Source organism: Ramlibacter cellulosilyticus (assembly GCF_014297465.1).
Lineage (GTDB): Bacteria > Pseudomonadota > Gammaproteobacteria > Burkholderiales > Burkholderiaceae_C > Ramlibacter > Ramlibacter cellulosilyticus.
Genome location: NZ_JACORT010000003.1, coordinates 344,512 through 368,267, shown reverse-complemented (window position 1 = coordinate 368,267; position 23,756 = coordinate 344,512). Strand labels below are relative to the sequence as shown.

The following is a 23,756-nucleotide window of genomic DNA, read 5'->3' as shown; positions in this document are numbered from 1 at the left end:
CGAAACCCAGCCTACGAAGATCCCACCTGCGGCTCCGCCGGCACCACCGGCAGCTCGAAGAAGAATTCCGTCCGCACGCCCGGCTCGCTCGTGAAGCCCAGGCGGCCGCCGTGGGCCTCCACGATGCTGCGGCAGATGGCCAGCCCCAGCCCCGTGCCGCCCTTGGCGCGCCGGTCCGAGGCATCGGCCTGGGCGAAGCGCTCGAACACCCGGTCGTGGAATTCCGCCGGGACGCCGGGGCCCTGGTCCGCGACGCACACGCGGGCCCAGCCCTCCCGCTCCTGCAGCACCACTTCCACCTGGCCGCCGGTGGGCGAGAACTTCGCCGCGTTCGACAGCAGGTTGACGCAGACCTGCACGATGCGGTCGGCGTCCGCATGCACCAGCGGCTGCGCCTGCGCCTCCAGCGCGATGCGCACCTGCAGGCCGTCGGCGTAGGCCTGCGTGTCGCGCACGGCCTGCTCGAGCAGCGGCGCGAGCGGCTGCGCCTGCATGCGGTACTCGATCTTGCCGGAGGAGATCTTCTCCAGGTCCAGCAGGTCGTTGATCAGGCGGATGAGCCGCTCCGAGCTCTCGTGCGAGATCGCGAGCAGCTGGCGCGCCTCTTCCGGCAGTTCGCCCGCCATGCCCGAGGCGAGCAGGTTCAGCGAACCGTAGATGGCCGTGAGCGGCGTGCGCAGCTCGTGCGAGACGGTGGAGATGAATTCGTCCTTCATCCGCTCGACTTCCTTGCGCTGGGAGATGTCGTGCAGGAAGGCGCTGAAGAAACGCTCGCGGCCCGTGGAGACCAGGCCGATCTTCAGTTCCACCGGGATCTCGCGCCCCTGGCGGTCCACCAGCGTGCGCTCGAAAGGCCGGTTCAGGAAGCCGGCCTGCCCGGTGCGCGCATAGGTGGCGAGCGCCAGGTCCAGGTCGCTGGACACGCCGCGGGGCAGCAGCAGCTCGCCCGCCCGCCGCCCCAGCACCTCCTCGCGCCCCCAGCCGAACACGATCTCCGCCTGCGTGCTCCAGTCGGTGATGCGCCCGCGCAGGTCGAAGGCGATGAAAGGGTCCTGGGCCGACTCGATGATGGTCTGGATCCGCTGCTCGTTGGCGCGCACGCGGGCGAAGGCCTCGCTCAGTTCCGCCGTGCGCTGCTCCACCCGCTGTTCCAGCTCGGCGTTCAGCGCATGCAGTTCGTCCGTCTTCTGCTTCACCGTGCCGAGCAGCGAGTTGAGCGCGGTCCCCAGCACCTCCACTTCGCGGTAGGCGTCGGAGGTCTTCACCTGGGCGTCCTCGCCCTGCTCCAGCCGGCGCGCGGACGCTGCCAGGTCCAGCAACGGACGTGCGATCTTGCGCGCGGCGAGCCACCCCAGCAACGAGAAGAGCACGGCGAGCAGGCCCCCGCCCACCGCCACGCGGTGCTGCAGCTCGCGCACCGGTTCGTAGGCGACGTCCGTGTCCTGCCGCACCAGCACGTGCCAGCCCAGGCCCGGAGAGGACATGAAGCCCTGCGTCGATTCGTAGCCCACCACGTAGGTGCGGCCGTCCGGCCAGCGTTCGGTGACGTGGCCGTTGCGGCCCGCGCGGGCAGCGTCCAGGCTGCCCGTGCGCAGGATGCTGCCCTCCAGGCCTTCCGGTCCCATCAGCACGCGGCCGTCCTCCGCCACGATCACCGGCTCGGTGGTCAGCGGCCCATGGCCGAACACGGCCTGCCGCACGTCGCGGGCCCATGCCCAGGACACGTGCGCGCCCAGCACGCGCATGCCGTCGCCTGCCTTGAAGGGGAAGGCGATGTCGTAGAACTGCTGCGCCCGGCCTTCCGGCGAGAGCTGCCGCGGCAGCAGGATCTCCTCGCGCACCGGGCCCAGGTTGGCGCCGGCGAGCGCCTGCAGGAACCAGGGCTGCGAGGCAACGTTCTCGCCCACGCGCGCATCGTCGCTGGCGGCCATCACCACGCCGTCGTCGCGCGCGACCCCCATCCACAGGTAGTAGCGATAGCTGCTCTTGGCGGCGTCCAGTTCCACCTGCACGAGCTGGTCGTCGCCCAGGCGCGCCAGCCGCGCGGCCATGAGCTGCACCTCGCGGTGGCGCTCGAACATGCCGCGGTCCAGCCGGTTGGACATCTGGTGCGCGAGCACCGCGAGGTTGTCGCCGATGCTGCTCGCCACGTCGCGGCTGGCGCCACGCTCGATCAGCAGCGCCATGACCACCGTGAGCAGCACCGTGAGGGCCGAGAACGCGGCCGCCAGCCAGGCGCCCAGCGTGGTCCCGCCGACGAGGCGCCTCACGGGACGACCCTCCGCGCTGCGCGCGGCGGGGCCATGCGCCTCGGGGCGGCGCGGCGGCTCATGCCGGGACCACCCGCCCTTGCGCCGTGAGGAAGGCGGAGCGCACCGCCGCGCCGCCCTGCGCCGCGGCCACCGCTTCGCGGTAACGCTGCATCTGCGCGCGCAGCTGCGGCTGCCGCTCCGGTTCGGCCGCGGACTTGTAGTCCAGCACCCACCACTCGCCCGTGTCGCGGCGGCGCACGAGCCGGTCCAGCCGCAGCAGTTCGCCGCCGGCATGCAGTTCGATCTCGTTGGCCTGCCAGTCGACGACGGCGGGATCCCACGCCCAGGAGCCTTCGCCGGTGATGATGCGCTGCGCCATCGCCGCGGCTTCTTCCGCCGCGCCGGGCTCCAGCGCGAACAGGCGCTCCACTTCGCGCAGTTGCGCGGCGGCGATGCCCCCCTGCCAGGTCTCCAGCAGGCGGTGCATGGCCTCGCCGAGGCGCGACGCGCGGCTGCCTTCCGGCGCCTGCGGCCGCAGCCACTCCATGGTGACGGGCGTGGTGGCGCCGGGCACCACGTGCAGCACCACGGTGTCGGCCGCGCCGCGCGCCGGGTCCAGCGGCTCCGCTGCGCCGGGCGCCGGCAGCGGCGTCGCGCAGGGCAGCAGGCGCTGCCACCAGGTGCCGTTCGCACCCGTGGAGGAAGGCACGACCGAGGAGATCACCAGCAGGCGCTCGGCGCGCGTCATCGCGACGTACAGGGCGTTGAGCTCCTCGCGCGCGCGTGCCGCCTGTTCGACCTGCAGCGCTTCGGCGCTGCAGGCGGGCGGCCGCGATTCGCTGGCGAGGAAGGCGAAGCGCCATGGCGCCGGCGCCTCGCCCGGCCATTCGCACAAGGCACCCATGGACTCGGGCCTGGCCGGCGCGTTGTCGGTGTCCAGCAGCAGGACCACGTCGGCTTCCAGCCCCTTGGCACCGTGCACGGTGAGCAGCCGCACGACGCCTGCGGCCGCGACGGCCGGCCCGCGAATCCCGCCGGCCTTGAGCGCGCGCACGAAGGTGTAGGGAGTGAGGTAACGGCCGCCACCGACCTGCAGCGCCGCGCCCAGCAGCGCCTGCAGGTTGGCCTGCACGCTGGCACGCAGCGGTGCCGGCACGCTGCGCGCGAACCGCGCGAGCACGTCGCCTTCGTCGTAGATCGCCTGCAGCGCGTCGTGCGGCGGCAGGGCCTGCACCCAGCGTTGCCACTGCTTCAGGCGTGCGGCGATGGCGGCGCAGCCTTCGGGCAGGCCTTCGCCCTGCTGCAGCAGTTCGAACCAGCCGCGGGGCGGGCCCGCCTGCGCGGCGTCGCGCGCCCGCTGCGCGAGCGCGACCAGCACCTCGTCGCCGCAGCCGAAGAGCGGCGACTTCAAGGCGCGCGCGAGCGAGAGGTCGTGTCCCGGTGAGACCAGCACGTCGAGCAGCGCCACGAGGTCCATCACCTCGGGCGCCTCGCACAGGTCGGTCTTCTCCGGCTGCTGCGCGGGGATGTGCAGCGCGCGCAGCTCGTCCTCCATCGCGGACAGGCGCTCGCGGCGGCGCGCGAGCACCATCACCTCGCCCGCCTCGACGCCCGTGCGCAGCTGCTGCGCGATCCACGCGGCGGCCTGCCGGCACTCGAGCGCGACGAGCCTTTCCTCCGGCAGTTCGCGCGGCACCGTCAGGCTGTCGCGCCAGGCGAGGCCTTCCTCCTCCTGCGCGGCGCGCTCCGGCCGCGGCACGGGGGGCAGCGCCAGCACCGCGCCACCGTGCACGGACTGCGTCGTGTGCGCCCGGAAATCCTGGTACTGCCCGTCGCGCTGCGCCTGCTCCATCACCGTGTTGACGGCGGCGAGCACGGCGGGCGCGTTGCGGTGCGTGTGGTCGCAGCTCAGGCGGTCGCCGCCGAGGTCGCGGGCGATGAACTCCTGCGCGGCGCGGAACACCTGCGGCTCGGCGCGGCGGAAGCGGTAGATGCTCTGCTTCGGGTCGCCCACGATGAACACGCTGGGCCCGTCGCCGCCGGCGCCCGCGTAGCTGCCCAGCCAGGCATGCAGCGCCTGCCATTGCAGCGCGTTGGTGTCCTGGAACTCGTCGATCAGCAGGTGGCCCACGCGCTGGTCCAGCCGCTCCTGCACCCAGCCGGCGAGCACCGGGTCCGACAGCAGCACGTGCGCCGTGCGCTCGACGTCGCTCATGTCCACCCAGCCCTGCTCGCGCTTGAGCGCGGCATAGCTTTCCAGCAGCAGGCGCGCGAGGCGGGCGATGCGCTGGTGGTGCAGCCAGGCCTGGTGCTGGTGGACGGCGGCGCACAGGCGCTGCACCAGCGTCTGCGCGGTCCGCACGTCGTCGATGCCCGCGAGCTTGTCGCTGAACTTGCGCGGCTCCTGCTCCTTCGTGAGCAGGGCGGCGGCGACGCCGGGCCAGTGGCCGTCGGTCACGGCCTGTTCCAGCTCGCGGCCCTTCGCCGAGAACGTCGCCTGCGTGGCGCGCCCCAGCACGCGCGAGGCGGCGTACAGGGACTCGCGCACCCAGTCCTCGCCCAGCATCTGCTCGGGCTCGTCGGGACCCTGGAACTCCTCGAAGACTTCGCCGAAGGGCCGCACCGAATCCGCGACCACGCCCACCGCGTCGGCCATGGCGAACTCCACGCGCTTGCCGAGCGCGGACTCCAGCGCCTTGAGCGTGTTGAAGCGCCCATACGCGGCCACCGACGCCTCGTAGTCGGCGCGTGCCGCGGGTTCGCGCTCCACGGCGGCATGGAAGCGGCGCCACACGCGCGCCACCGCCTCCTTGTCGTCTTCCAGCAGCTCGAAGCTCGCGGGCAGGCCGAGCGACTGCAGCACCGCCACCGGCGCACCGCGCAGCAGCGCGGCGAACCAGCTGTGGAAGGTGCGGATCTGCACGGGCCGCCCCGCTTCCAGCAGCCTCGCGTACAACCCGCGCAGCGCCGCACGCTGCGCCGCGTCGGCATGCGGCAGCCCGCGTGCGCGCAGCGCCTCGGCCAGCTCCGCGTCGGACGCCGTGCCCCACAGCGCCAGCCAGTCGTCCAGGCGCTGGCGCATCTCGCCCGCCGCCTTGCGCGTGAAGGTGATCGCCAGGATCTCGTGCGGCTGCGCGCCCGCGAGCAGCGCGCGCAGGATGCGCGAGACCAGCATCCAGGTCTTGCCGGCGCCCGCGCAAGCCTCCACCGCCACGTGGCGGCGCGGATCGCAGGCGATCGCGTAGAACTGCTCGCGCGTGACCGTGCGGCCGTTGTGCTCGTAAGCCGGTTCACTCACTCCAGGAATCCCTCCGGCAGAGGCCTCGGGCGGCGCAGAACTCGCAGGCGCGTCCCTCGCCCAGCGCGGGCATGGGCGCGCCCTCGGAAATGCGGCGCATCTCGGTGGCGATCGCCTCCTTCAGCATGTGGCTCGCCTCGGACAGCGACTCGTGCGCCACTGCCTTCACCTCGCCGCGCTCGCCGACGTTCAGGTACGCGGCCTGCACCTCGCGCTCCGGCAGGAGCAGCGCGTAGAAGGCGAGCTGCGTGTCTTCCAGCGGCGTCTTCATGCGGTCGCGCGTGGCCTGCAGGCCCTCGGTCTTGTAGTCCATGACCAGCGTGCCGCCATCGGGCAGCCGGTCGATGCGGTCGATGCGCCCCGCCAGCGTGAGCGGGCCCAGTTGCACGGAATGCTCGCCCTCGGCCTCCTCGAACGCGCCTTCGTGCTCGCGCAGCCACGCGAGATAGCCTTCGCGCACGGCGGGCCACGCAGCGGCGAAGGGCAGGAACTCGCCTTCGCCCAGGCGCTGGCGCTCCATGGCGTCGCGCGCGATGGATTCCAGCAGCGCGGCGCGCTCCCCGGGTGGCACCTCGCCGCGGTCGCGCAAGGTCTCGTGGAACACCTTCAGCACGCCGTGCAGCCAGGTGCCGAAGTCGCGCTTGTCGACCTCGGCCTCGATCTCGTCGGCTTCCTTCAGGCCCAGCATGCGCAGCGCGAAGAAGCGATAAGGGCAGCGCCGCAGGTCCTCGTAGCTGCTCGCGGAGAGTTGCATGGGCACGAGTTGCGGCGCACGCGCGGTGGGAGCGACGACCGGCTGCGCGGCTTCCTCGCGCAGCATGCGCGGGTCGGGTGCGCTCTCGCCGGCGCCGGCGAGGCGCACGGCTTGCACCAGCGGGCTGGCGAGGCTGCGCTCGCCCGTGTCGTCGCTCGCGCGCCAGAGCACGTCGACGCGCGGCGTCTGCAAGGCATGGGCCCATGCGGCGCGCTGTGCCGCCTCCAGGTCCTCGCGCACGGGCAGTCCCAGCAGCCGCCGCTGCGCCTGCGACCAGCCGGCGGGCGGCTCGGGCGACGCGGGCAGGCTGCGCTCGTCGCACCCGGGCAGCACGAGCGACGCGAACGGATGCCCCAGCAACTGGCTCATGGGCAGCACCACGACCTGCTCGTCGCCACGGTGCGGCGGCACGAAGCTGACGCTTTCCAGCACCTCGTTGGCCCAGGCGTTGAACTCGCGCGCACCGAGGCGCCGCTGCGCCTGCGGCCAGGCGGCCCACTCGCCGGAGGCGGATTCGTCCAGCCGCAGCGCTTCCAGCGCCTTCATGCCGGCGGCGTCGGAGCGCAGCACGTCCCACTGGCCGCAGTCGCGCAGCAGGGTGCGCGTCGCGGCCAACCATTCGAGCAACGTGCGCGTGGCCTGCATGCCCTCGCGCCAGCCGGCGATGCGCTGCACCGCGGCCTGCAGGCCTTCGGACTCGCCCCAGTCGGAGGCGCGCAACATGCGCCATTCGCGCTGGCCCGCGCGGCGCACGCGCCGCTCCAGCGCCTGCACGGTGCCCGAGCCGATCGCGGGCACGTTCTTCAGCCAGTCCAGCACCGCGTCGGCCGGCGCGTCCCACGCGCTCGCGCGCAAGGCCGTCATCAGGTTGGCCGCCGCGCGCGTCGTCGACAGCTTCCAGCCGGTCTCGTCGCGCACGGGAACGCCGCGCGTGAACAGGAGGGCGCCGATGCGGCGCGTGAGCACGCGGTCGGTCGCGCCGAGGGCGACGGGCACTTCGCCGGCGGCCAGCCGCTGCAGCACGCAGGCGGCCGCGCGTTCGGCTTCCTCGGTGGCGTCCGCGGCGGCATGCAGCGCGATCGCGCCCTGCGTCGCCTGCGCGGGCAACGGCCACGTGAGGGCGCGGTCTCCCAGCTGCCGCGCGAGTGCCTGCGGCACCGCCTCGGCCTGGAAGCCCTGGAGCACCACCAGCAGGTCCAGCCCCGCGGCGAGGCTGCCGTCGAGGACCGCATCGGTGGCGTAGCTGGAGGCCGCGACCCACTCGAACGCGATGCGCGCGATGGCCGCCTCGATGGCGACCACGGGCGCTTCCATGCCTTGCAGCAGTTGCGGACGCAGCCGCGCGGCCCAGCCGGCGCGTTGCGCGGGCGGCACGGCGCGGGCCGCTTCCGCGGCCTGCCAGGCCGCATCCACGAGCTGGCCCGCGAGGGCATCGGCCTGCGTGCGCAGGCCGCCCTGCTCCAGCCAGCCGCGGGCGGTGAGCAGGTCGCGGCCGATGTCGAAGGAGAGGTCGAGTTCGCCGGCCATCCAGGGGCGCTGGCGCGCCCAGTTGTGGGTGGTCTCGAAGCGCGGCGCGAAGCCGTCCGGCGCCAGGTCGGCCCAGAACCGCCGCGCCAGCGGCATCAGCTGCGCGTACGGCACGAGCACGACGGTGCGTGCGGGATGGGCGCCCCGGGCCGCCATTTCGGCCCGCAGCCTTTCCATGAGTTCACGCCAATGCCGCGCCGATGGATGGTGAATTGCTATCCCATCCATAGCAAACACCCGCCGGCCCCGACCCGGCGAGGGGTCTTGGTTTCTGTCACAATGCCCTGACTGTAGCTGTAGCGGGGTAGGTCCCCGCATCCCGAGAGGAATCCATGGCAAGCGACCTGATCAAGCACATCTCCGACGCCTCCTTCGAATCCGACGTCCTCCAGGCCGACAAGCCGGTGCTGGTGGACTACTGGGCCGAGTGGTGCGGTCCCTGCAAGATGATCGCGCCCATCCTCGACGAGGTGTCCGAGAGCTACAAGGACAAGCTGCAGGTCGCGAAGATGAACGTCGACGAGAACCGCGACATCCCGGCCAAGTTCGGCATCCGCGGCATCCCCACCCTCATGCTGTTCAAGGGCGGCCAGCTCGCCGCCACCAAGGTGGGCGCCATGAGCAAGGCGCAGCTGACGCAGTTCCTGGACCAGCAGCTGGCGTAAAGACAAGGGACTAGGATCTAGGGGCTAGGGACTAGGGGTTCCTGGCCCTTTTCGTTTCTGCGCCCGTTTTCCCTAGCCCCTGCTCCCTAATCCCTACCCCCTGGTTTTTTGCTGCATAATCCGCCCCATCGCTGATCCGCCACAGGCAGGCGGGCAGTCCGATACCCGGTTCGCAGGGCACTTCTCGCCCCGCACGGAACCTTCCCCCCACACCTTTCAAAGAACATCCCCCAAGGGGTCCCTCCATGCACCTGAACGAACTCAAGGCGCTGCACGTCTCGGAAGTCCTCAAGCAGGCCGAAGAGCTCGAGATCGAAAACGTCGGCCGCATGCGCAAGCAGGAGCTGATGTTCGCCATCATCAAGAAGCGCGCGCGCGCCGGCGAACAGGTCTTCGCGGACGGCGTCCTGGAAATCCTGCCGGACGGCTTCGGCTTCCTGCGCAGCCCGGACACGAGCTACACCGCGAGCACGGACGACATCTACATCTCGCCCTCGCAGGTGCGCCGCTTCAACCTGCACACCGGGGACATGATCGAAGGCGAGGTCAGGACCCCGAAGGACGGCGAGCGCTACTTCGCGCTGACCAAGCTCGACAAGGTCAACGGCCGCGCGCCCGAGGACAACAAGCACAAGATCATGTTCGAGAACCTGACCCCGCTGTTCCCGCGGGAGCAGATGCGGCTCGAACGCGACAACCTCAAGGGCGACGAGAACATCACCGGGCGGATCATCGACATCATCGCCCCCATCGGCAAGGGCCAGCGCGCGCTGATCGTCGCCCCGCCCAAGAGCGGCAAGACGGTGATGATGCAGCACATCGCGCACGCCATCGCCGCCAACTTCCCCGACAGCTACATGATGGTGCTGCTGGTGGACGAGCGTCCCGAGGAAGTGACCGACATGCAGCGCTCGGTGAAGGCGGAAGTCATCGCCTCCACCTTCGACGAGCCGGCCGCCCGCCACGTGCACGTCGCCGAGATGGTGATCGAGCGCGCCAAGCGCCTGGTGGAACTGAAGAAGGACGTGGTGATCCTGCTGGACTCCATCACGCGCCTGGCCCGTGCCTACAACAACGTGGTGCCCTCGTCCGGCAAGGTGCTGACCGGCGGCGTGGACGCCAACGCCCTGCAGCGCCCGAAGCGCTTCCTGGGCGCCGCGCGCAACGTGGAGGAAGGCGGCTCGCTGACCATCATCGCGACCGCGCTGATCGACACCGGCTCGCGCATGGACGAAGTGATCTTCGAGGAGTTCAAGGGCACCGGCAACTGCGAACTCCACCTGGACCGCCGCCTGTACGAAAAGCGCGTCTTCCCCTCCATCCAGCTCAATCGCTCCGGCACCCGCCGCGAGGAACTGCTGCTGGCCCCCGAGATCCTGCAGAAGACCCGCATCCTGCGCCAGTTCATGTACAACATGGACGAGATCGAGGCGATGGAGATGGTGCTCAAGTCGATGAAGGCCACGAAGACGAACGTGGAGTTCTTCGACATGATGCGGCGCGGCGGCTGACGCCTGGAGCGCTGGGGTGCGCTTCGCGCAACCCAGCCTACCGCCCGCTGCGTCATCTTTGCGACCTCTGCGTTCTTCTGCTCGCACCCGGCTGAGGCATCCTGGAGCCGCCCGCGCTATAATCACCGGCTTTCCCGGAAAGTACGCCAGATGTCCTGGCGCGGCTGCCGCGACACCTGACGAGGACACCATGAAAGAAGGCATTCACCCCAACTACCGCGACGTGGTCTTCCAGGACCTGTCGAACGGCTTCCAGTTCGTGACCCGCTCCTGCGTGGCCGCGCGCGACACCATCACCCTGGACGACGGCCGCACGCTGCCGCTGTACAAGCTGGATACCTCCAGCGAATCGCATCCGTTCTACACGGGCACCCAGAAGTCGGTGAACGACATGGGCGGCCGCGTCGACAAGTTCTTCAAGAAGTTCGGCAAGACCGCCGGCAAGTAAGCCGCGTGGCTCCCCGGGAAAGGCAGCTTCGGGCTGCCTTTTTTGTTGCCGCGACGGCTGTGACACACTCCCGCGCGTGAACCGCCCCACCCCCGCCATCGTCGCCCAGAGCGCCGTGCGCCGCCTGCCGCGGGTGGCGCTGCTGCTGTTCTGCGCGGCGTACGTGCTCTCCGGCTTCGTCGGCCGCGAGCCGTGGAAGAACGCGGACATCATGGCCTTCGGCTACATGTTCGAGCTCGCGCGCGGGCACGCCGCCTGGCTGCAGCCCACGCTGCTCGGCCAGCCGCCGGAATTCACCGCCTTGCTGCCTTACTGGCTGGGCGCCTGGGCCATCCAGCTCGCCCCGGGCTGGATGCCCGCGGACTTCGCGGCGCGCATCCCCTTCATCGCACTGCTGGTGCTGAGCCTCGTGGCCTCCTGGTACGGCGTCTACTACCTCGCGCGCTCGCCGGCGGCGCAGCCCGTGCCGTTCGCGTTCGGCGGCGAGGCGCACCCCACGGACTACGCGCGCGCGATCGCCGACGGCGGGCTGCTGGCCCTGATCGCCTCGCTGGGCCTCATGCAGCTGTCGCACGAGACCACGCCGGCCTTGGCGCAGCTGTCCTTCACCGCCCTCGCCTTCTACGGCCTCGCGGCCCTGCCGTACCGGCTCCTGCTGCCCTCGCTGGCCATCCTCGCGGGACTCGTGGGCCTCGGCCTGAGCGGCGCGCCCGCCATGGGCGCCTTGTTCGCCGCCGGTGGCGCCTTGCTGCACGCGGGCAGCGCACCGGAGGAAAGCGCGAACGGCGCCACGCGCAGCCAGAGCGTGACCGTGATCCTGGCCGCCGCCCTCGTGGCCGCTGCCGTCGCGGCAGCCCTCGGCATGTGGGAGTGGCGCGTCCAGCCGCTGTCGGAGCTCTCGCTGCGGGAATGGGGGTCGCTGCTGCGGCTGCTCGCGTGGTTCACCTGGCCCGCGTGGCCCCTCGCGCTGTGGACGGTGTGGCGCTGGCGGCGCCAACTGGGACAGCGGCACGTCGCGCTGCCGCTGTGGTTCGCGCTGGTGGGCCTCATCGCGGCCGTCTTCTCGCACAACCCGGACCGCAACCTGCTGCTCGCGCTGCCCGCGCTGGCAACGCTCGCCGCCTTCGCCTTGCCCACGTTCCGGCGCAGCGTCTCCGCGCTGATCGACTGGTTCACGCTGCTGTTCTTCAGCGGCTGCGCGCTGGTGATCTGGGTCATCTGGATCTCGCTGCAGACCGGCGTGCCGGCCAAGCCCGCCGCCAACGTGGCCAAGCTGGCGCCCGGCTTCCAGCCGACCTTCGGCTGGGTCGCGTTCGCCATGGCGCTCGTCGCCACCGTCGCCTGGCTGTCGCTCGTGCGCTGGCGCACCAAGCGCAACCGCGAAGCGATCTGGAAGAGCCTCGTGCTGCCCGCGGGCGGCGCCGCGCTCGCCTGGCTGCTGGTGATGACGCTGTGGCTGCCGGTCCTCGACTACGCGCGCAGCTACGCCGCGCCGGTGCAGCGCCTCGTCGCGCGCATCGACGCGCCCGGCTGCGTGCAGGCCTTCGGGCTCACCCGCCCGCAGGCCGCCGCGCTGATGTACCACGGCAAGCTGGACCTGCGCGGCGCCTCGACGACCAGCCCGTGCACCTGGCTGGTGGTCGCCGAAGACCTGGAACTCTCGGTCGCCACCGCCTTCGACAAGAGGCACTGGGCGCTGGTCGCCCGCATCCCGCGCCCGACCGACGCCCGCGAGAACCTGCTGCTGTACAAGAAGAAGTAGACGTGAGCGAACGCGGGATCATCGCGCGGCACGCGGGCACCGTGCTGGCCGGCCAGCTGGCCACCATGGCCTTCGGCATCACCGACACCGTCGTGGCCGGCCGCTTCTCGCAGCAGGCGCTCGCGGCGCTGTCGGTCGGCTCCGCCGTGTTCATCACCGTGTTCGTGGCGATGATGGGCATCTTCCAGTCGCTGCTGCCCGTGTGGGCCGAACTGCACGGCGGCGGCCGCCATGCGCACGTGGGCCGCTCGGTGCGGCAGGCCCTCTACCTGGCGGGCCTGGCCTCCGTCGTGGGCGTGATCGGCCTGCTGTACCCGAACGCGCTGCTGCACGGGACGGAGGTGCCGCCGGCGTTGCAGGAGAGCGTGCGCAACTACCTCGCGGTGCTCGCCCTGGCCCTGCCGCCGGCGCTGCTGTTCCGCATGTACAGCACCCTCAACCAGAGCCTGGGCAAGCCGCAGCTCGTGACGTGGCTGCAGCTCGGATCGCTCCTGCTGAAGGTGCCGCTCACGGTGTGGTTCGCCTTCGGCGGCCTCGGCCTTCCCGCCGGCGGCGCGGTGGGCTGCGCGTGGGCGACGGTGGTGGTGAACTGGGCGATGCTCCTGGTCGCCGCCTGGCTGCTGCGCCACGACCCTCTCTATCGCCCTTACGCGATCTGGCGCGCGATCGAGCGGCCGCACTGGCCCACCATCGGGCAGTTCGCGCGCCTGGGCGTTCCCGCGGGCCTGTCCATCATGGTGGAGGTCACGTCCTTCACCTTCATGGCCTTGCTGATCGCGCGGCAAGGCACCTTGCCGTCCGCCGCGCACCAGATCGCGGCCAACATGGCAGCGGTGATGTACATGGTGCCTCTCTCGATCGCGATCGCGACCAGCGCGCGCGTGAGCTTCTGGCTGGGCGCGGGGGATCCGAAGAAGGCCCGCGCGAGCATGCGCACGGGCTTCCGCATCGGCCTCGGCATGTGCGTGTCGCTCATGGCCACCGTGCTCGTGGCCCGTTCGGGCATCGCTTCGCTGTACTCGGGCGACCGGCAGGTCGCCGCGCTCGCCGCGGGCCTGCTCGCCTGGGTGGCCGTCTACCATTTCGGCGACACGATGCAGGCGCTGTGCGTGTTCATGCTGCGCTGCTACCGCGTGACGGTCTCGCCCCTGCTTGCGTACTGCCTGCTGCTGTGGGGCGTGGGCGTCGTCGGCGGCTACCGTTTCGCGTACCACGGCGTCGGGCCGTGGCCGGCGCAGCAGTCGCCCGATGCCTTCTGGATGGCCAGCACCACGGCGCTGGCCCTGCTCGCGCTCATCCTGCCGCTGATCCTGTGGCGGGCGGTGCGTCGCTACCGGCCGGCGTGAGCTCGGCCGCCCGCACGCGCCCGGCGGGCAGCACGAGGGTGAACGTCGAGCCGGCGCGCGGCGCGCTCTCGATGCGCAGCTCGCCCCCGTGCCGCTGCACCACGTGCTTGACGATCGCGAGCCCGAGGCCGGTGCCGCCGCTTTCGCGGGAGCGGCTGCGGTCCACCCGGTAGAAGCGCTCGGTGAGGCGCGGCAGGTGGTCCGCGGCGATGCCCGGGCCGGAGTCGCGCACCGCGAGTTCCAGCCTCCCGTCCTCCCCGGTCCGCGCCTGCACTTCCACCGTGCCGCCGCCGGGCGTGTAGCGCACGGCATTGCTCACGAGGTTGGACAGCGCACTCTGCAGCTCGCTCGCCGCCCCGGCCACCTGCCAGCTGCAGGCCTCGGGAAAGCGCAGGTCCAGGCGCTTGCCCTGGTTCGCCGCGAGGGCACGCGCCTCCTGTTCGGCCTGGGCGAGCAGGCTCGCCACGGGCGTCCACTCCGCCTTGCCCGGCAGGGGGCTGCCTTCCAGCCGCGAGAGCGTGAGCAGGTCCTGCACGAGGGTCTGCATGCGCTGCGCCTGCTGCGCCATCATTCCCAGGTAGCGCTGCCGCTCCTCCTTCGGCAGGTCCAGCGTCTGCAAGGTCTCCACGAACCCGGAGAGCACCGTCAATGGCGTGCGGATCTCGTGCGAGACGTTGGCCACGAAGTCGCGGCGCATCGCCTCGGCCTGCTCCACCTCGGTGACGTCGCGCGAGAGCAGCAGCCGCCGCCCTTCGCCATACGGGTGCAGGTACAGCGAGAGGCGGCGCGGCCGCGTGGCCGAACTCGCCGGGGCCTCGACGATCACGTCGCGCGTGTAGTTCCCGCCGTGGTAGAAGCCGGCGAAATCGGGATCGCGCACGAGGTTGACGATGTGCTGCTGCAGGTCGCGCACGGGGTCCAGTCCGAAATGCAGGCTCGCCGTCTGGTTGCACCACTCGATGCGCCCCTGCGGGTCCAGCAGCACCACGCCGTTGGGCGAGCCGCGGATCGCGTCCAGGAAAGCCTCCAGCCGGCGCTCGGCGTCCTCGGCGCGCAGCTCGCGCGCGGCCAGCGCGCGGCGCGCGCGTTCGCCGGCCTCGCCCCACCAGCCGCCGACGCTCGGTGCGCCGCGCAACTGGCCTTCGCGCAGCCAGCGCAGCACGCGGCGGGCACGGAAGCTCTCGATCGTGAACCAGGCGAGCGCGCCGGCGGCGACACCCGCTGCCGCCCCCGCGCTTCCCCCCAGCAGCCAGCCTGCCAGGGCGCCCAGCGCGAGGCAGCAGGCGAAAGCCAGGAAACGCAAGGTCATGCGGGCTGCGCCGTGATGCGGTAGCCCGCGCCGCGCACGGTCTCCACGAGCGCGCCGCCGGGGCCGAGCGCCTCGCGCAGGCGCTTCACGTGCACGTCCACCGTCCGCTCCTCGATGAACACGTGGTCCCCCCAGACCCGGTCCAGCAGCTGCTGGCGGCTGTGCACGCGTTCCGGGTGGCGCATGAGGTAGTGCAGGAGCTTGAATTCGGTCGGGCCGACCTTCACCGGCTGGCCGTTCCACGCGACGCGGTGCGCCGCGGGGTCCAGCGTGAGGCCGCCGACCGTCACGGTCTCCTCGATCTTCTCCGGCGCGCGCCGGCGCAGCACCGCGCGGATGCGCGCGAGCAGCTCCTGCGTCGAGAAGGGCTTGGTGATGTAGTCGTCGGCCCCCGCATCCAGGCCGGCCACCTTGTCCGGCTCGTCGCCGCGCGAGGTGAGCATGAGGATGGGAATGCCTTTCGTGCGCGCATCGGAGCGCCAGCGTTTCGCGAGCTGCAGGCCGGAGGCACCGGGCAGCATCCAGTCCAGCAGGATGGCATCGGGCAGCACCGCGTCGATCTCGCGCTGCGCCGCCTCGCCGTCGGCCGCCCACACCGGCGCCAGGCCGTTGTGCCGCAGGTTCACGGCGATGAGCTCGGCGATCGCCGGCTCGTCTTCCACGACCAGGATGCGAGGCTGGGTCTTCATCTTCCCTGCTGCACGGCGGATTCGATGTGCTCCATGGAGCTGTGGCGCACGTCCGCGCCCTTCACGACGTAGATGATGAACTCCGCGATGTTCTTGGCGTGGTCGCCGATGCGCTCGATGGCCTTGGCCACGAACAGCAGGTCCAGGCTGCTCGAGATGGTACGCGGATCTTCCATCATGTAGGTCACCAGCTTGCGCACGAAGCCGTCGAACTCCTCGTCGAGGAGGTCGTCCTGCTTCATGATCGCCACCGCCGCCGCCGTGTCCAGGCGGGCGAAGGCGTCCAGCGCCCGCCGCAGCTGGCCGGACGCGAGGTCCGCAGCCACGTTCAGCTCGCCGGCGGGCAAGGTGCGCACGGAGCCGCTCTTGGCGACCATCGAGCGCACCATGCGGGCGATCCGCATCGCCTCGTCGCCGACGCGCTCCAGGTTGGCCGTGGTCTTCGAGATCGCCATCAGCAGCCGCAGGTCGCGCGCCGTCGGCTGGCGTCGCGCGATGATCGAGGAGAGGTCGCGGTCGATCTCGATCTCCATCTGGTTCACCCGCGCTTCGGTCTCCATCACCTGCTGCGCGGCGTCCTCGTCGAAGTGCGCGAGCGCGTGGATCGCCTGCCGGATCTGGGCTTCGGCCAGGCCGCCCAGCTCCATGACGCGCTGCGACAGCGCGTTCAGCTCGCTGTCGAACTGGGTGGAAAGGTGCTTGTCCGCCATGTTATTTTCCTTAGCCGAAGCGGCCCGTGATGTAGTCCTCGGTCTCCTGGCGCCGCGGCTTGAAGAAGATCTGCTCCGTGTCGCCCACTTCGACCAGGTCGCCCAGGTACATGTACGCGGTGTAGTCGGAGACGCGCGCCGCCTGCTGCATGTTGTGCGTCACGATCACCACCGTGTAGTCCTTCTTCAGCTCCACGATCAGCTCCTCGATCTTGCCGGTGGAGATGGGGTCGAGCGCCGAACAGGGTTCGTCCAGCAGCAGCACCTCGGGCTTGATCGCGATGCCGCGCGCGATGCACAGGCGCTGCTGCTGGCCGCCGGAGAGGCCGCTGCCGCTCTGGTGCAGCTTGTTCTTCACCTCGTCCCACAGCGCGGCCTTGCGCAGCGCCCACTCCACGCGGTCGTCCATGTCCGCGTCGGGCAGCGTCTCGAACAGGCGCACGCCGAAGGCGATGTTGTCGTAGATCGACATGGGGAAAGGCGTGGGCTTCTGGAACACCATGCCGACCTTGGCGCGCAGCAGCGCCACGTCCTTCTTCGAGGTGAGCAGGTTCTCGCCGTCCAGCACCACCTCGCCTTCGGCGCGCTGGTCCGGATAGAGCTCGTACATGCGGTTGAAGGTGCGCAGCAGCGTCGACTTGCCGCAGCCCGACGGACCGATGAAGGCGGTCACCTTGCGTTCCGGGATGTCGAGGTCGATGTTCTTCAGCGCGTGGAAGCGGCCGTAGTAGAAGTTCAGCTTGCGCACGGCCAGCTTGGCGCGCACGCGTTCCGGGGCGAGGGAGGCGTCCATGGTCAGAGCTTGTTGCGCGTCAGCACGCGCGCGAGGATGTTCAGGCCCAGCACGGCCAGGGTGATGAGGAAGACGCCGGCCCAGGCGAGCTGCTGCCAGTTCTCGTAGGGGCTCATGGCGAACTTGAAGATGGTGACCGGCAGGCTGGCCATCGGCTCGCCGAGGTCGGAGGTGAAGAACTGGTTGTTCAGCGCGGTGAAGAGCAGCGGCGCCGTCTCGCCCGAAATGCGCGCCACCGCGAGCAGCACGCCGGTGACGACACCCGCGCGCGCGGCGCGCAGCGTGATGCGCGTGATGACCTTCCACTTGGGCGCGCCGAGGGCGTAAGCCGCTTCGCGCAGCGCCGCCGGCACCAGCAGCAGCATGTTCTCGGTCGTGCGGATCACCACCGGGATGACGATCAGCGCCAGCGCGATGGCGCCGGCCCCGCCCGAGAACTGCTTGTAGCGGGCCACGACGACCGCGTACACGAACAGGCCGATCACGATCGAAGGCGCCGACAGCAGGATGTCGTTCACGAAGCGCGTGGTCGTCCCGAGCCAGCCTTTCAGGTCGTACTCCGCCAGGTAGATGCCGGCCATGATGCCGATGGGCGTGCCCACGAAGGTGGCGAGCAGCACCATGAGGAACGAGCCCCAGATGGCGTTCAGCAGGCCACCCGCGTCGTTGGGGGGCGGCGTCATCTGGCTCACGGCGGCCCAGGTGAGGCCCCCGATGCCCAGCTGGATGGTGGACCAGAGGATCCACACCAGCCAGAACACGCCGAAGGCCATGGCCGCCAGCGACAGCGCGAGCGCCACCTTGTTCACGCGCTTGCGCTTCGCATACATGCGCTCGCGCTGTTGCGCGAGTTCCGCCGCCCGCAGCAGGGAGTCCGCCGTGCTCACGAGCGCGCCCCCTCGTTGCGCCGCAGGCGCGCCAGCAGCAGCTTGGACAGGGCCAGCACCACGAAGGTGATGAAGAACAGCACCAGCGCCAGGTAGATCAGCGCCGCCTGGTGCATGCCGCTCGCGGCTTCCGCGAACTCGTTGGCGAGCGCCGAGGTGATGCTGTTGGCCGGCGCGAAGAGGCTCAGCGAGTCCAGCTGGTTGAAGTTGCCGATCACGAAGGTGACGGCCATCGTTTCCCCGAGTGCCCGGCCAAGGCCGAGCATCACGCCGCCGATGACGCCGCCCTTCGTGTAAGGCAGCACCACCTTGAACACGACTTCCCAGGTCGTCGAGCCCAGCGCGTACGCGGACTCCTTCAGCATGGGGGGCGTGACTTCGAACACGTCGCGCATGACGGCGGCGATGAAGGGAATGATCATGATCGCGAGGATGATCCCCGCGGAGAGGATGCCGATGCCCACGGGCGGGCCGGAGAACAGCGTGCCGAGCACGGGCACGTCGGCGAAGACGGATTGCAGCGGCTGCTGCACGAAGGTGGCCAGCAAGGGGCCGAACACCAGCAGGCCCCACATGCCGTAGACGATGGAGGGCACCGCGGCAAGCAGCTCGATCGCGGTGCCGAGCGGGCGCTTCAGCCACGCGGGCGAAAGCTCGGTGAGGAACAGCGCGATGCCGAAGCTCACGGGCACGGCGGTGACCAGCGCGATCAGCGAGGTGGCCAGCGTGCCGTAGATCATCACCAGGCCGCCGAACTCCTCGCTGACCGGGTCCCACGTCGTCGACGTGAAGAAGCCCGGCCCGTACGCCTGGATCGCCGGCCAGGCGCCGATCACCAGCGAGACCAGGATGCCGAGCAGCAGTGCGAGCGTGAGCAGGGCGGCAGCGCGGGCGGTCCAGCCGAAAAGGCGGTCCACGACCGCCCCCACGCGCGCACGCCGGGCCGGCGGCGGCGAACTCTCGGCCTGGCCGCCCTGCATCGCTCCGTAACCGACCGCGCCCGTCACTGCGTCGCCAGCGGCTTGCCGGAGGCGTCCTTCAGTTCGGCCGCCCACAGCTTCTGGATCTGCGCCTTCACGCCCGCGGGCATCGGCACGTAGTCGAGGTCGTCGGCGGTCTTGTCGCCGTTCTTGTAGGCCCAGTCGAAGAACTTGAGCGTCGCGGCGGCTTCGGCCGGCTTGTCCTGCACCTTGTGCATCAGGATGAAGGTGGCGCCGGTGATCGGCCAGGACTGCGCACCGGGCTGGTTCGTCAGGATCTGGTGGAAGCTCTTGCTCCAGTCCGCGCCCGCGGCAGCGGCCTTGAAGGCGCCGTCGTCGGGCGCGACGAACTGGCCCGCGGCGTTCTGCAGCAGCGCGTAGTTCATCTTGTTCTGCTTCACGTACGCGTACTCGACGTAGCCGATCGCGTTGGGCAGGCGGCCCACGAAGGCGGCCACGCCTTCGTTGCCCTTGCCGCCGGCGCCCGTCGGCCAGTTCACCGCCGTGCCCTCGCCCACCTTGGCCTTCCACTCCGCGTTGACCTTGGAGAGGTAGTTGGTGAACAGGAAGCTGGTGCCGGAGCCGTCCGCACGGCGCACCGGCGCGATGGCGGCGTCGGGCAGCGCGAGGCTGGGGTTCAGCGCCTTGATCGCCGGATCGCTCCACTTGGTGATCTTGCCCAGGTAGATGTCGCCGAGCACCTGGCCATTGAGGCGCAGCTGGCCAGGCGCGACGCCCTGGATGTTCACGACCGGGATCACGCCGCCGATCACGGTGGGGAACTGGATCTGGCCCTTCTTCGCCAGCTCCTCGTCCTTCAGCGGCATGTCGGAAGCGCCGAAGGCCACCGTCTTCGCATCGATCTGCTTGATGCCCGCGCCGGAGCCGACGGACTGGTAGTTGATGCGGACGCCGGTCGCCTTGTTGTAGTCGGCGGCCCAGCGCGCGTACAGCGGGGCGGGGAAGCTGGCGCCGGCGCCGGTCACGTCCTGCGCGGCTGCGATGCCGGCGAAGGCCAGGGAGGCCAGGGCCATGGAAGCCACGTGGATGCGGATGGTCATGCAATCACCTTTTCGGGTTGGGGAATCGGTTGACCTGCACTCTAGGAAGCTTCCGTGACAGCTCCGTGACACCCCCGGAACGCGAAGGACTGCCGTCACGGCCGCGTCACGAAACCGTCACGCGGCCGTCACCCCGGCTTCCTAGGCTCGGCCGCCTTTGCATCCAGGACACGAGCCATGCCCCTCCCGCTTCGCCGCCGCAGCCTGCTGGCGGCCACCGCAGCCGCCCTTGCCTTCCCCGCCTTCGCGCAATCCGCGCGATCTTCCCCGCGGCCGCTGGTGGTCGCGCAGATGCACGACGTCTCCGCCGCGGAGCAGGACGTCACCAGGGATTTCCTGGTCGGCGCGCGCGCGGCGTGGCAGGACATCAACGCGCACGGCGGCGTGCGCGGCCGCCCCGTGCAGCACCTGGCGCTGGAAGTCGAAGGCAGCAAGGCGGGCGTGCAGGACGCCTGGCAGGCGCTGCGCGAGAACCCGGCCTGCGTGGCGCTCTCCGGCACCGTGAGCGATGCCGTCTCCATGGAACTCGCGGCGGCGCTGCGGGAGGAAGACGCCGGCATCTCCCACGCCGCGCCCTGGCTGCAGAACGGCAGCATAGCCGCCGACGAGCGCACCTTCCCCATCTTCTCCGGCCGCCAGGAACAGATCGCGCATGCGCTGCGCTCGCTGACCGTGAGCGGCATGCGGGACGTAGGCGCCGTGTTCGCTTCCGCGCGCGCATCGCGGCTGTACGCAGGCGACGTGCAGCGTGCCGCGCAGGCCGCGCAGCTGAAGCTCTCTTCGTTCGTGGCGGAAGGCGACCTCGCCCGCCTCGGCCGCAGGCTCGGGCCCGACACGCCCGCCGTGCTGCTGTTCCTGGGCGGCACGCCGGAGCTCGTGCAGTTCACGCAAGGACTGGACCGCCAGGCGCGCCAGCGGTACGTGGTGGCACTCGCGGACGTGAACCTGCAGGTCGTGCAACAGGCGGGCGCGGCGCGCACCACGCCCGTGATCGCCACGCAGTCCGTGCCGCTCGTGACCGCGGCGATTCCCGTCGTGCGGCGCTACCGCGAAGTGCTCGCGCGCCTCTTCGACGAGCCACCCACGGCACTGAGCCTCGCGGGTTTCATCGCCGCCCGCTACACCTTCGAGGTGCTGGCCGGCATCGAAGGACCTGTCACCCGCGCGAGCGCGCTCGCCGCTTTCCAGAAGCGCGAGGACCGCGACGTCGGCGGCTACTGGGTGCGGTACCAGGGCCAGCGCCGCAGCGCCTCCTTCGTCACGCAATCGATGCTGACGCCCGACGGCCGCGTGGTCGGCTGATGTCACGAAGCTTTCACGCGCGCTTCCTACGCTCCCGCTCGTTCCGACATCACCCAACCACGCAGCAGAAAGAAGAAACGACATGTCCCACTTGACCGACAAGTACCGCGAAGCTTCCCGCGCCCGCAACGCGATGGCGCCCGTCCCCGGCCAGATGATGGAAGACGTGCTGGCGCAGTCCACGGTCCCGCGCCGCACCCTGCTGCGCGGCGGCTTCGGTGCCGCGATGGCCGCGGCCTTCGGCGGCGCGATGCTGACCGCGTGTGGTGGCGGCAGCGACGGCGATGCGGCGGCGACCCCCGCTCCCGCCCCTGCGCCGGCCGCGCCGCCCTCCCCGCCCCCGGTCAGCTACGCCGTCACGTTCAAGGGCATCCCCGCTTCCGTCGGCGACCAGGTCACGGTGCCGGAGGGCTACACCATGGACGTCCTGTTCGCCGCGGGTGACGCGGTCGTTGCCGGTGCGGCGGCCTACGCGGGCACGCCGCTGGACGCAGCGGGCTACGAGCAGGTGGCCGGCGGCAACCACGACGGCATGCACCTCTACGCGATCCCCGGCAAGGACCCGAACACGAACGCGCTGCTGGCGATCAACCACGAGGCGCCGGATTCGCAGATCCTGTACACCGGCGCGGCGAGCTACAACCCCGCGACCGCCACGGCGGACCAGAAGAAGATCGTGCTGTCCTCCGTCGGTGTCTCGGTGATCGAGATCGAACGCATCGACGGCAAGTGGACCGTCAAGCGCAACTCCGCGTTCAACAAGCGCTACACGGGCAACACCGTGTACCAGGTCGGCGGCCCCGCCGCGACGCTCGTGGGTCCCACCGTGGTCGGCACGCTGAACAACTGCGCGAGCGGCAGCACGCCATGGGGCACCTACCTCACCTGCGAGGAAACCACCGACAACTACCTCGACCCGTCGCAGCCCGAAGTCGGCTACGGCTGGGTGGTGGAGATCGATCCGCAAGGCACCTTTCCCGCGACCAAGCGCACCGCACTGGGCCGCTTCGACCACGAGAACACGGCCTACATGCTCGACGCGGACAACACCGCGGCGATCTACATGGGCGACGACAGCACGCCCGGCTGCGTCTACAAGTTCGTGCCGTCCGCCAGGTACAACCCCGACGACCGCGCGGCCAACCGCAACCTGCTCGATAGCGGCACGCTGTACGCGGCGAAATTCAACGCCGACGGCACGGGCCAGTGGCTCGAGCTCACCCAGGGCAGGAACGGCCTGGTGACCGGCGCGCAGGACCCGGGCAACTACACGCAGTCGGCCGTCGCGCCGGCCCCCGTGACGACGAACTTCGCCACGCAGGCCGACGTGCTGGTCAACACCAAGGCCGCCGCACGCGTCGCTGGCGCCACGCTGATGGACCGTCCCGAATGGGTGACGGTGGGGCCGGACAAGAAGGTGTACATGACCTTCACCAACAACGGCCCGCGCGTGCAGACCGACGCCGCGAACCCGCGGCCGAACAACTCGCATGGCCACGTCTTGCGCTGGGACGAGGATGGCAACACGGCGAAGGCGACCACGTTCAAGTGGGAGGTCTTCCTGCTCGCCGGCGACCCGCGCCTGGCCACGGCCAACCTGAAGGGCAACATCGTCGGCGACACGTTCTCCAGCCCCGACGGCATCGGCATCGATCCGCAGGGCCGCCTCTGGGTGGAGACGGACGCGAGCACCAGCGCGTCGACCACCAGCACCTTCGGCAACAACGCGATGTACCACCTGGACCAGGTCACGCGCCGCTCGACGCGCTTCCTGGTGGGCCCGAACGGCTGCGAGATCACGGGCCTGACCTACTCGCCGGACCTGACGACCTTCTTCATCAACATCCAGCACCCGACGGGCACCTGGCCGTCGAACGTGCAGGGCAACGCGCTGCCGCCGCGGTCGGCCACCATCGTGGTCCGCCGCAGCGACGGAAAGCCCGTGGGGGCCTGATCAGAAGCGCACGCCGGCCTGGAACCGCAGGTCGGCGGTGCCCGGCGCGCGCAGCGGCTGCTCGTAGGCGAGCCGCAGGTAGGAGCGCTGCCAGTCGTAGCGCACGGCGAGGCCCAGGCGCTCCTGCCCGAGCTGCCGCATGACCTGCATCGACAGCGCATCGCCGGAGGCGAAGCGGTAGCCGCCGCCGAGGCTCAGCGTGCCGTTGTCGATGCTGCGCCCGAGGCCGGCGCGCGCGAACCACTTCTCGCCCGCTTCCAGCGACAGGCCGCTGCCCGTGGAGGAACCGGAAGACGCGAGGCGCACGGGCCCGAAGGCCGCCACCGGGAAGCGCGGGGAGAGCTCGGAATCGCCCAGCGTCGCGGCCGGCAACAGCCAGCTCGGTGCGGTCAGCGCGTAGTCGGGCGAGACGAGTTGCGCGGCCACCGGCGACGCCAGCGCGCCCAGCAGCACGCCGGCCGCGAGGGCGCGGACGGCGGTGGCGAAGGGACGGAAAACGCGGCGCATG

The 23,756-nt window shown here is 70.8% G+C and carries 18 protein-coding genes; 7 read left to right on the top strand and 11 right to left on the bottom strand.

Features of this window, described 5'->3' with window-relative positions; translation table 11 throughout:
• Nucleotides 1-11 precede the first annotated feature (11 nt).
• Genes H8N03_RS10420 through H8N03_RS10410 form a run of 3 tightly spaced genes read right to left on the bottom strand, consistent with a single transcriptional unit; the run spans nucleotide 12 to nucleotide 8,008 of the window.
• Nucleotides 12-2,270 (bottom strand): sensor histidine kinase, encoded by a 2,259-nt coding sequence (locus tag H8N03_RS10420; RefSeq protein ID WP_354005102.1) that lies wholly within the window; start codon nucleotides 2,268-2,270, stop codon nucleotides 12-14.
• 58 nt (nucleotides 2,271-2,328) lie between these two features.
• Entirely contained in the window at nucleotides 2,329-5,550 is a 3,222-nt protein-coding gene (locus tag H8N03_RS10415) for a UvrD-helicase domain-containing protein (protein WP_187076093.1), read from the bottom strand.
• On the bottom strand, nucleotides 5,543-8,008 hold the full coding sequence (locus H8N03_RS10410; RefSeq protein WP_255428155.1) for a PD-(D/E)XK nuclease family protein: 2,466 nt from the start codon (nucleotides 8,006-8,008) through the stop codon (nucleotides 5,543-5,545). The genes H8N03_RS10415 and H8N03_RS10410 overlap by 8 nt, the downstream gene beginning before the upstream one ends.
• Before the next feature lie 155 nt (nucleotides 8,009-8,163).
• Here H8N03_RS10410 and trxA point away from each other — a divergent pair, with 155 nt between their 5' ends.
• The 5 genes from trxA to H8N03_RS10385 all read left to right on the top strand — a co-directional run bounded on the left by trxA (nucleotide 8,164) and on the right by H8N03_RS10385 (nucleotide 13,563).
• A complete protein-coding gene (trxA, locus tag H8N03_RS10405) occupies nucleotides 8,164-8,496 on the top strand; it encodes a thioredoxin TrxA (protein ID WP_187076091.1) in 333 nt (110 codons plus the stop codon).
• Nucleotides 8,497-8,741: 245 nt separating this feature from the next.
• Entirely contained in the window at nucleotides 8,742-10,007 is a 1,266-nt protein-coding gene (rho, locus tag H8N03_RS10400; RefSeq protein ID WP_187076090.1) for a transcription termination factor Rho, read from the top strand.
• A 190-nt stretch (nucleotides 10,008-10,197) separates the two neighbouring features.
• A complete protein-coding gene (locus H8N03_RS10395) occupies nucleotides 10,198-10,455 on the top strand; it encodes a type B 50S ribosomal protein L31 (RefSeq protein ID WP_187076089.1) in 258 nt (85 codons plus the stop codon).
• A 76-nt stretch (nucleotides 10,456-10,531) separates the two neighbouring features.
• A complete protein-coding gene (locus H8N03_RS10390; protein WP_187076088.1) occupies nucleotides 10,532-12,217 on the top strand; it encodes a glycosyltransferase family protein in 1,686 nt (561 codons plus the stop codon).
• A 2-nt stretch (nucleotides 12,218-12,219) separates the two neighbouring features.
• Nucleotides 12,220-13,563, top strand: coding sequence for an MATE family efflux transporter (locus H8N03_RS10385; protein ID WP_187076087.1), 1,344 nt, complete (start codon nucleotides 12,220-12,222; stop codon nucleotides 13,561-13,563).
• On the opposite strand, the gene phoR is transcribed toward H8N03_RS10385, so the two are convergent.
• Genes phoR through pstS form a run of 7 tightly spaced genes read right to left on the bottom strand, consistent with a single transcriptional unit; the run spans nucleotide 13,511 to nucleotide 19,992 of the window.
• The gene (gene phoR / locus H8N03_RS10380) at nucleotides 13,511-14,872 is read right to left on the bottom strand and encodes a phosphate regulon sensor histidine kinase PhoR (protein WP_187076086.1); all 1,362 of its coding nucleotides are present in this window, start codon (nucleotides 14,870-14,872) and stop codon (nucleotides 13,511-13,513) included. The genes H8N03_RS10385 and phoR overlap by 53 nt on opposite strands.
• Nucleotides 14,869-15,561: a phosphate regulon transcriptional regulator PhoB gene (gene phoB / locus H8N03_RS10375; RefSeq protein ID WP_187076085.1), complete on the bottom strand. Its 693-nt coding sequence runs from the start codon at nucleotides 15,559-15,561 to the stop codon at nucleotides 14,869-14,871. The genes phoR and phoB overlap by 4 nt, the downstream gene beginning before the upstream one ends.
• A complete protein-coding gene (gene phoU / locus H8N03_RS10370; protein WP_187076084.1) occupies nucleotides 15,558-16,271 on the bottom strand; it encodes a phosphate signaling complex protein PhoU in 714 nt (237 codons plus the stop codon). The genes phoB and phoU overlap by 4 nt, the downstream gene beginning before the upstream one ends.
• A 10-nt stretch (nucleotides 16,272-16,281) precedes the next feature.
• Nucleotides 16,282-17,064, bottom strand: coding sequence for a phosphate ABC transporter ATP-binding protein PstB (gene pstB, locus H8N03_RS10365; RefSeq protein ID WP_187076083.1), 783 nt, complete (start codon nucleotides 17,062-17,064; stop codon nucleotides 16,282-16,284).
• A 2-nt stretch (nucleotides 17,065-17,066) separates the two neighbouring features.
• Nucleotides 17,067-17,894 carry a phosphate ABC transporter permease PstA gene (pstA, locus tag H8N03_RS10360; RefSeq protein ID WP_222622942.1) on the bottom strand — a complete coding sequence of 276 codons (828 nt, stop codon included), beginning with the start codon at nucleotides 17,892-17,894 and terminating at the stop codon, nucleotides 17,067-17,069.
• Between the two features lie 53 nt (nucleotides 17,895-17,947).
• Nucleotides 17,948-18,931: a phosphate ABC transporter permease PstC gene (gene pstC / locus H8N03_RS10355; protein WP_187076209.1), complete on the bottom strand. Its 984-nt coding sequence runs from the start codon at nucleotides 18,929-18,931 to the stop codon at nucleotides 17,948-17,950.
• Between the two features lie 23 nt (nucleotides 18,932-18,954).
• Nucleotides 18,955-19,992: a phosphate ABC transporter substrate-binding protein PstS gene (pstS, locus tag H8N03_RS10350; protein ID WP_187076081.1), complete on the bottom strand. Its 1,038-nt coding sequence runs from the start codon at nucleotides 19,990-19,992 to the stop codon at nucleotides 18,955-18,957.
• Between the two features lie 177 nt (nucleotides 19,993-20,169).
• On the opposite strand from pstS, the gene H8N03_RS10345 reads away from it, so the two are divergent.
• Complete coding sequence (locus H8N03_RS10345) at nucleotides 20,170-21,294, top strand: ABC transporter substrate-binding protein (protein WP_187076080.1); 1,125 nt, start codon at nucleotides 20,170-20,172, stop codon at nucleotides 21,292-21,294.
• An 82-nt stretch (nucleotides 21,295-21,376) separates the two neighbouring features.
• Entirely contained in the window at nucleotides 21,377-23,248 is a 1,872-nt protein-coding gene (locus tag H8N03_RS10340; protein ID WP_187076079.1) for a PhoX family protein, read from the top strand.
• On the opposite strand, the gene H8N03_RS10335 is transcribed toward H8N03_RS10340, so the two are convergent.
• A complete protein-coding gene (locus tag H8N03_RS10335; RefSeq protein ID WP_187076078.1) occupies nucleotides 23,249-23,755 on the bottom strand; it encodes a hypothetical protein in 507 nt (168 codons plus the stop codon).
• Nucleotide 23,756: the final 1 nt, after the last annotated feature.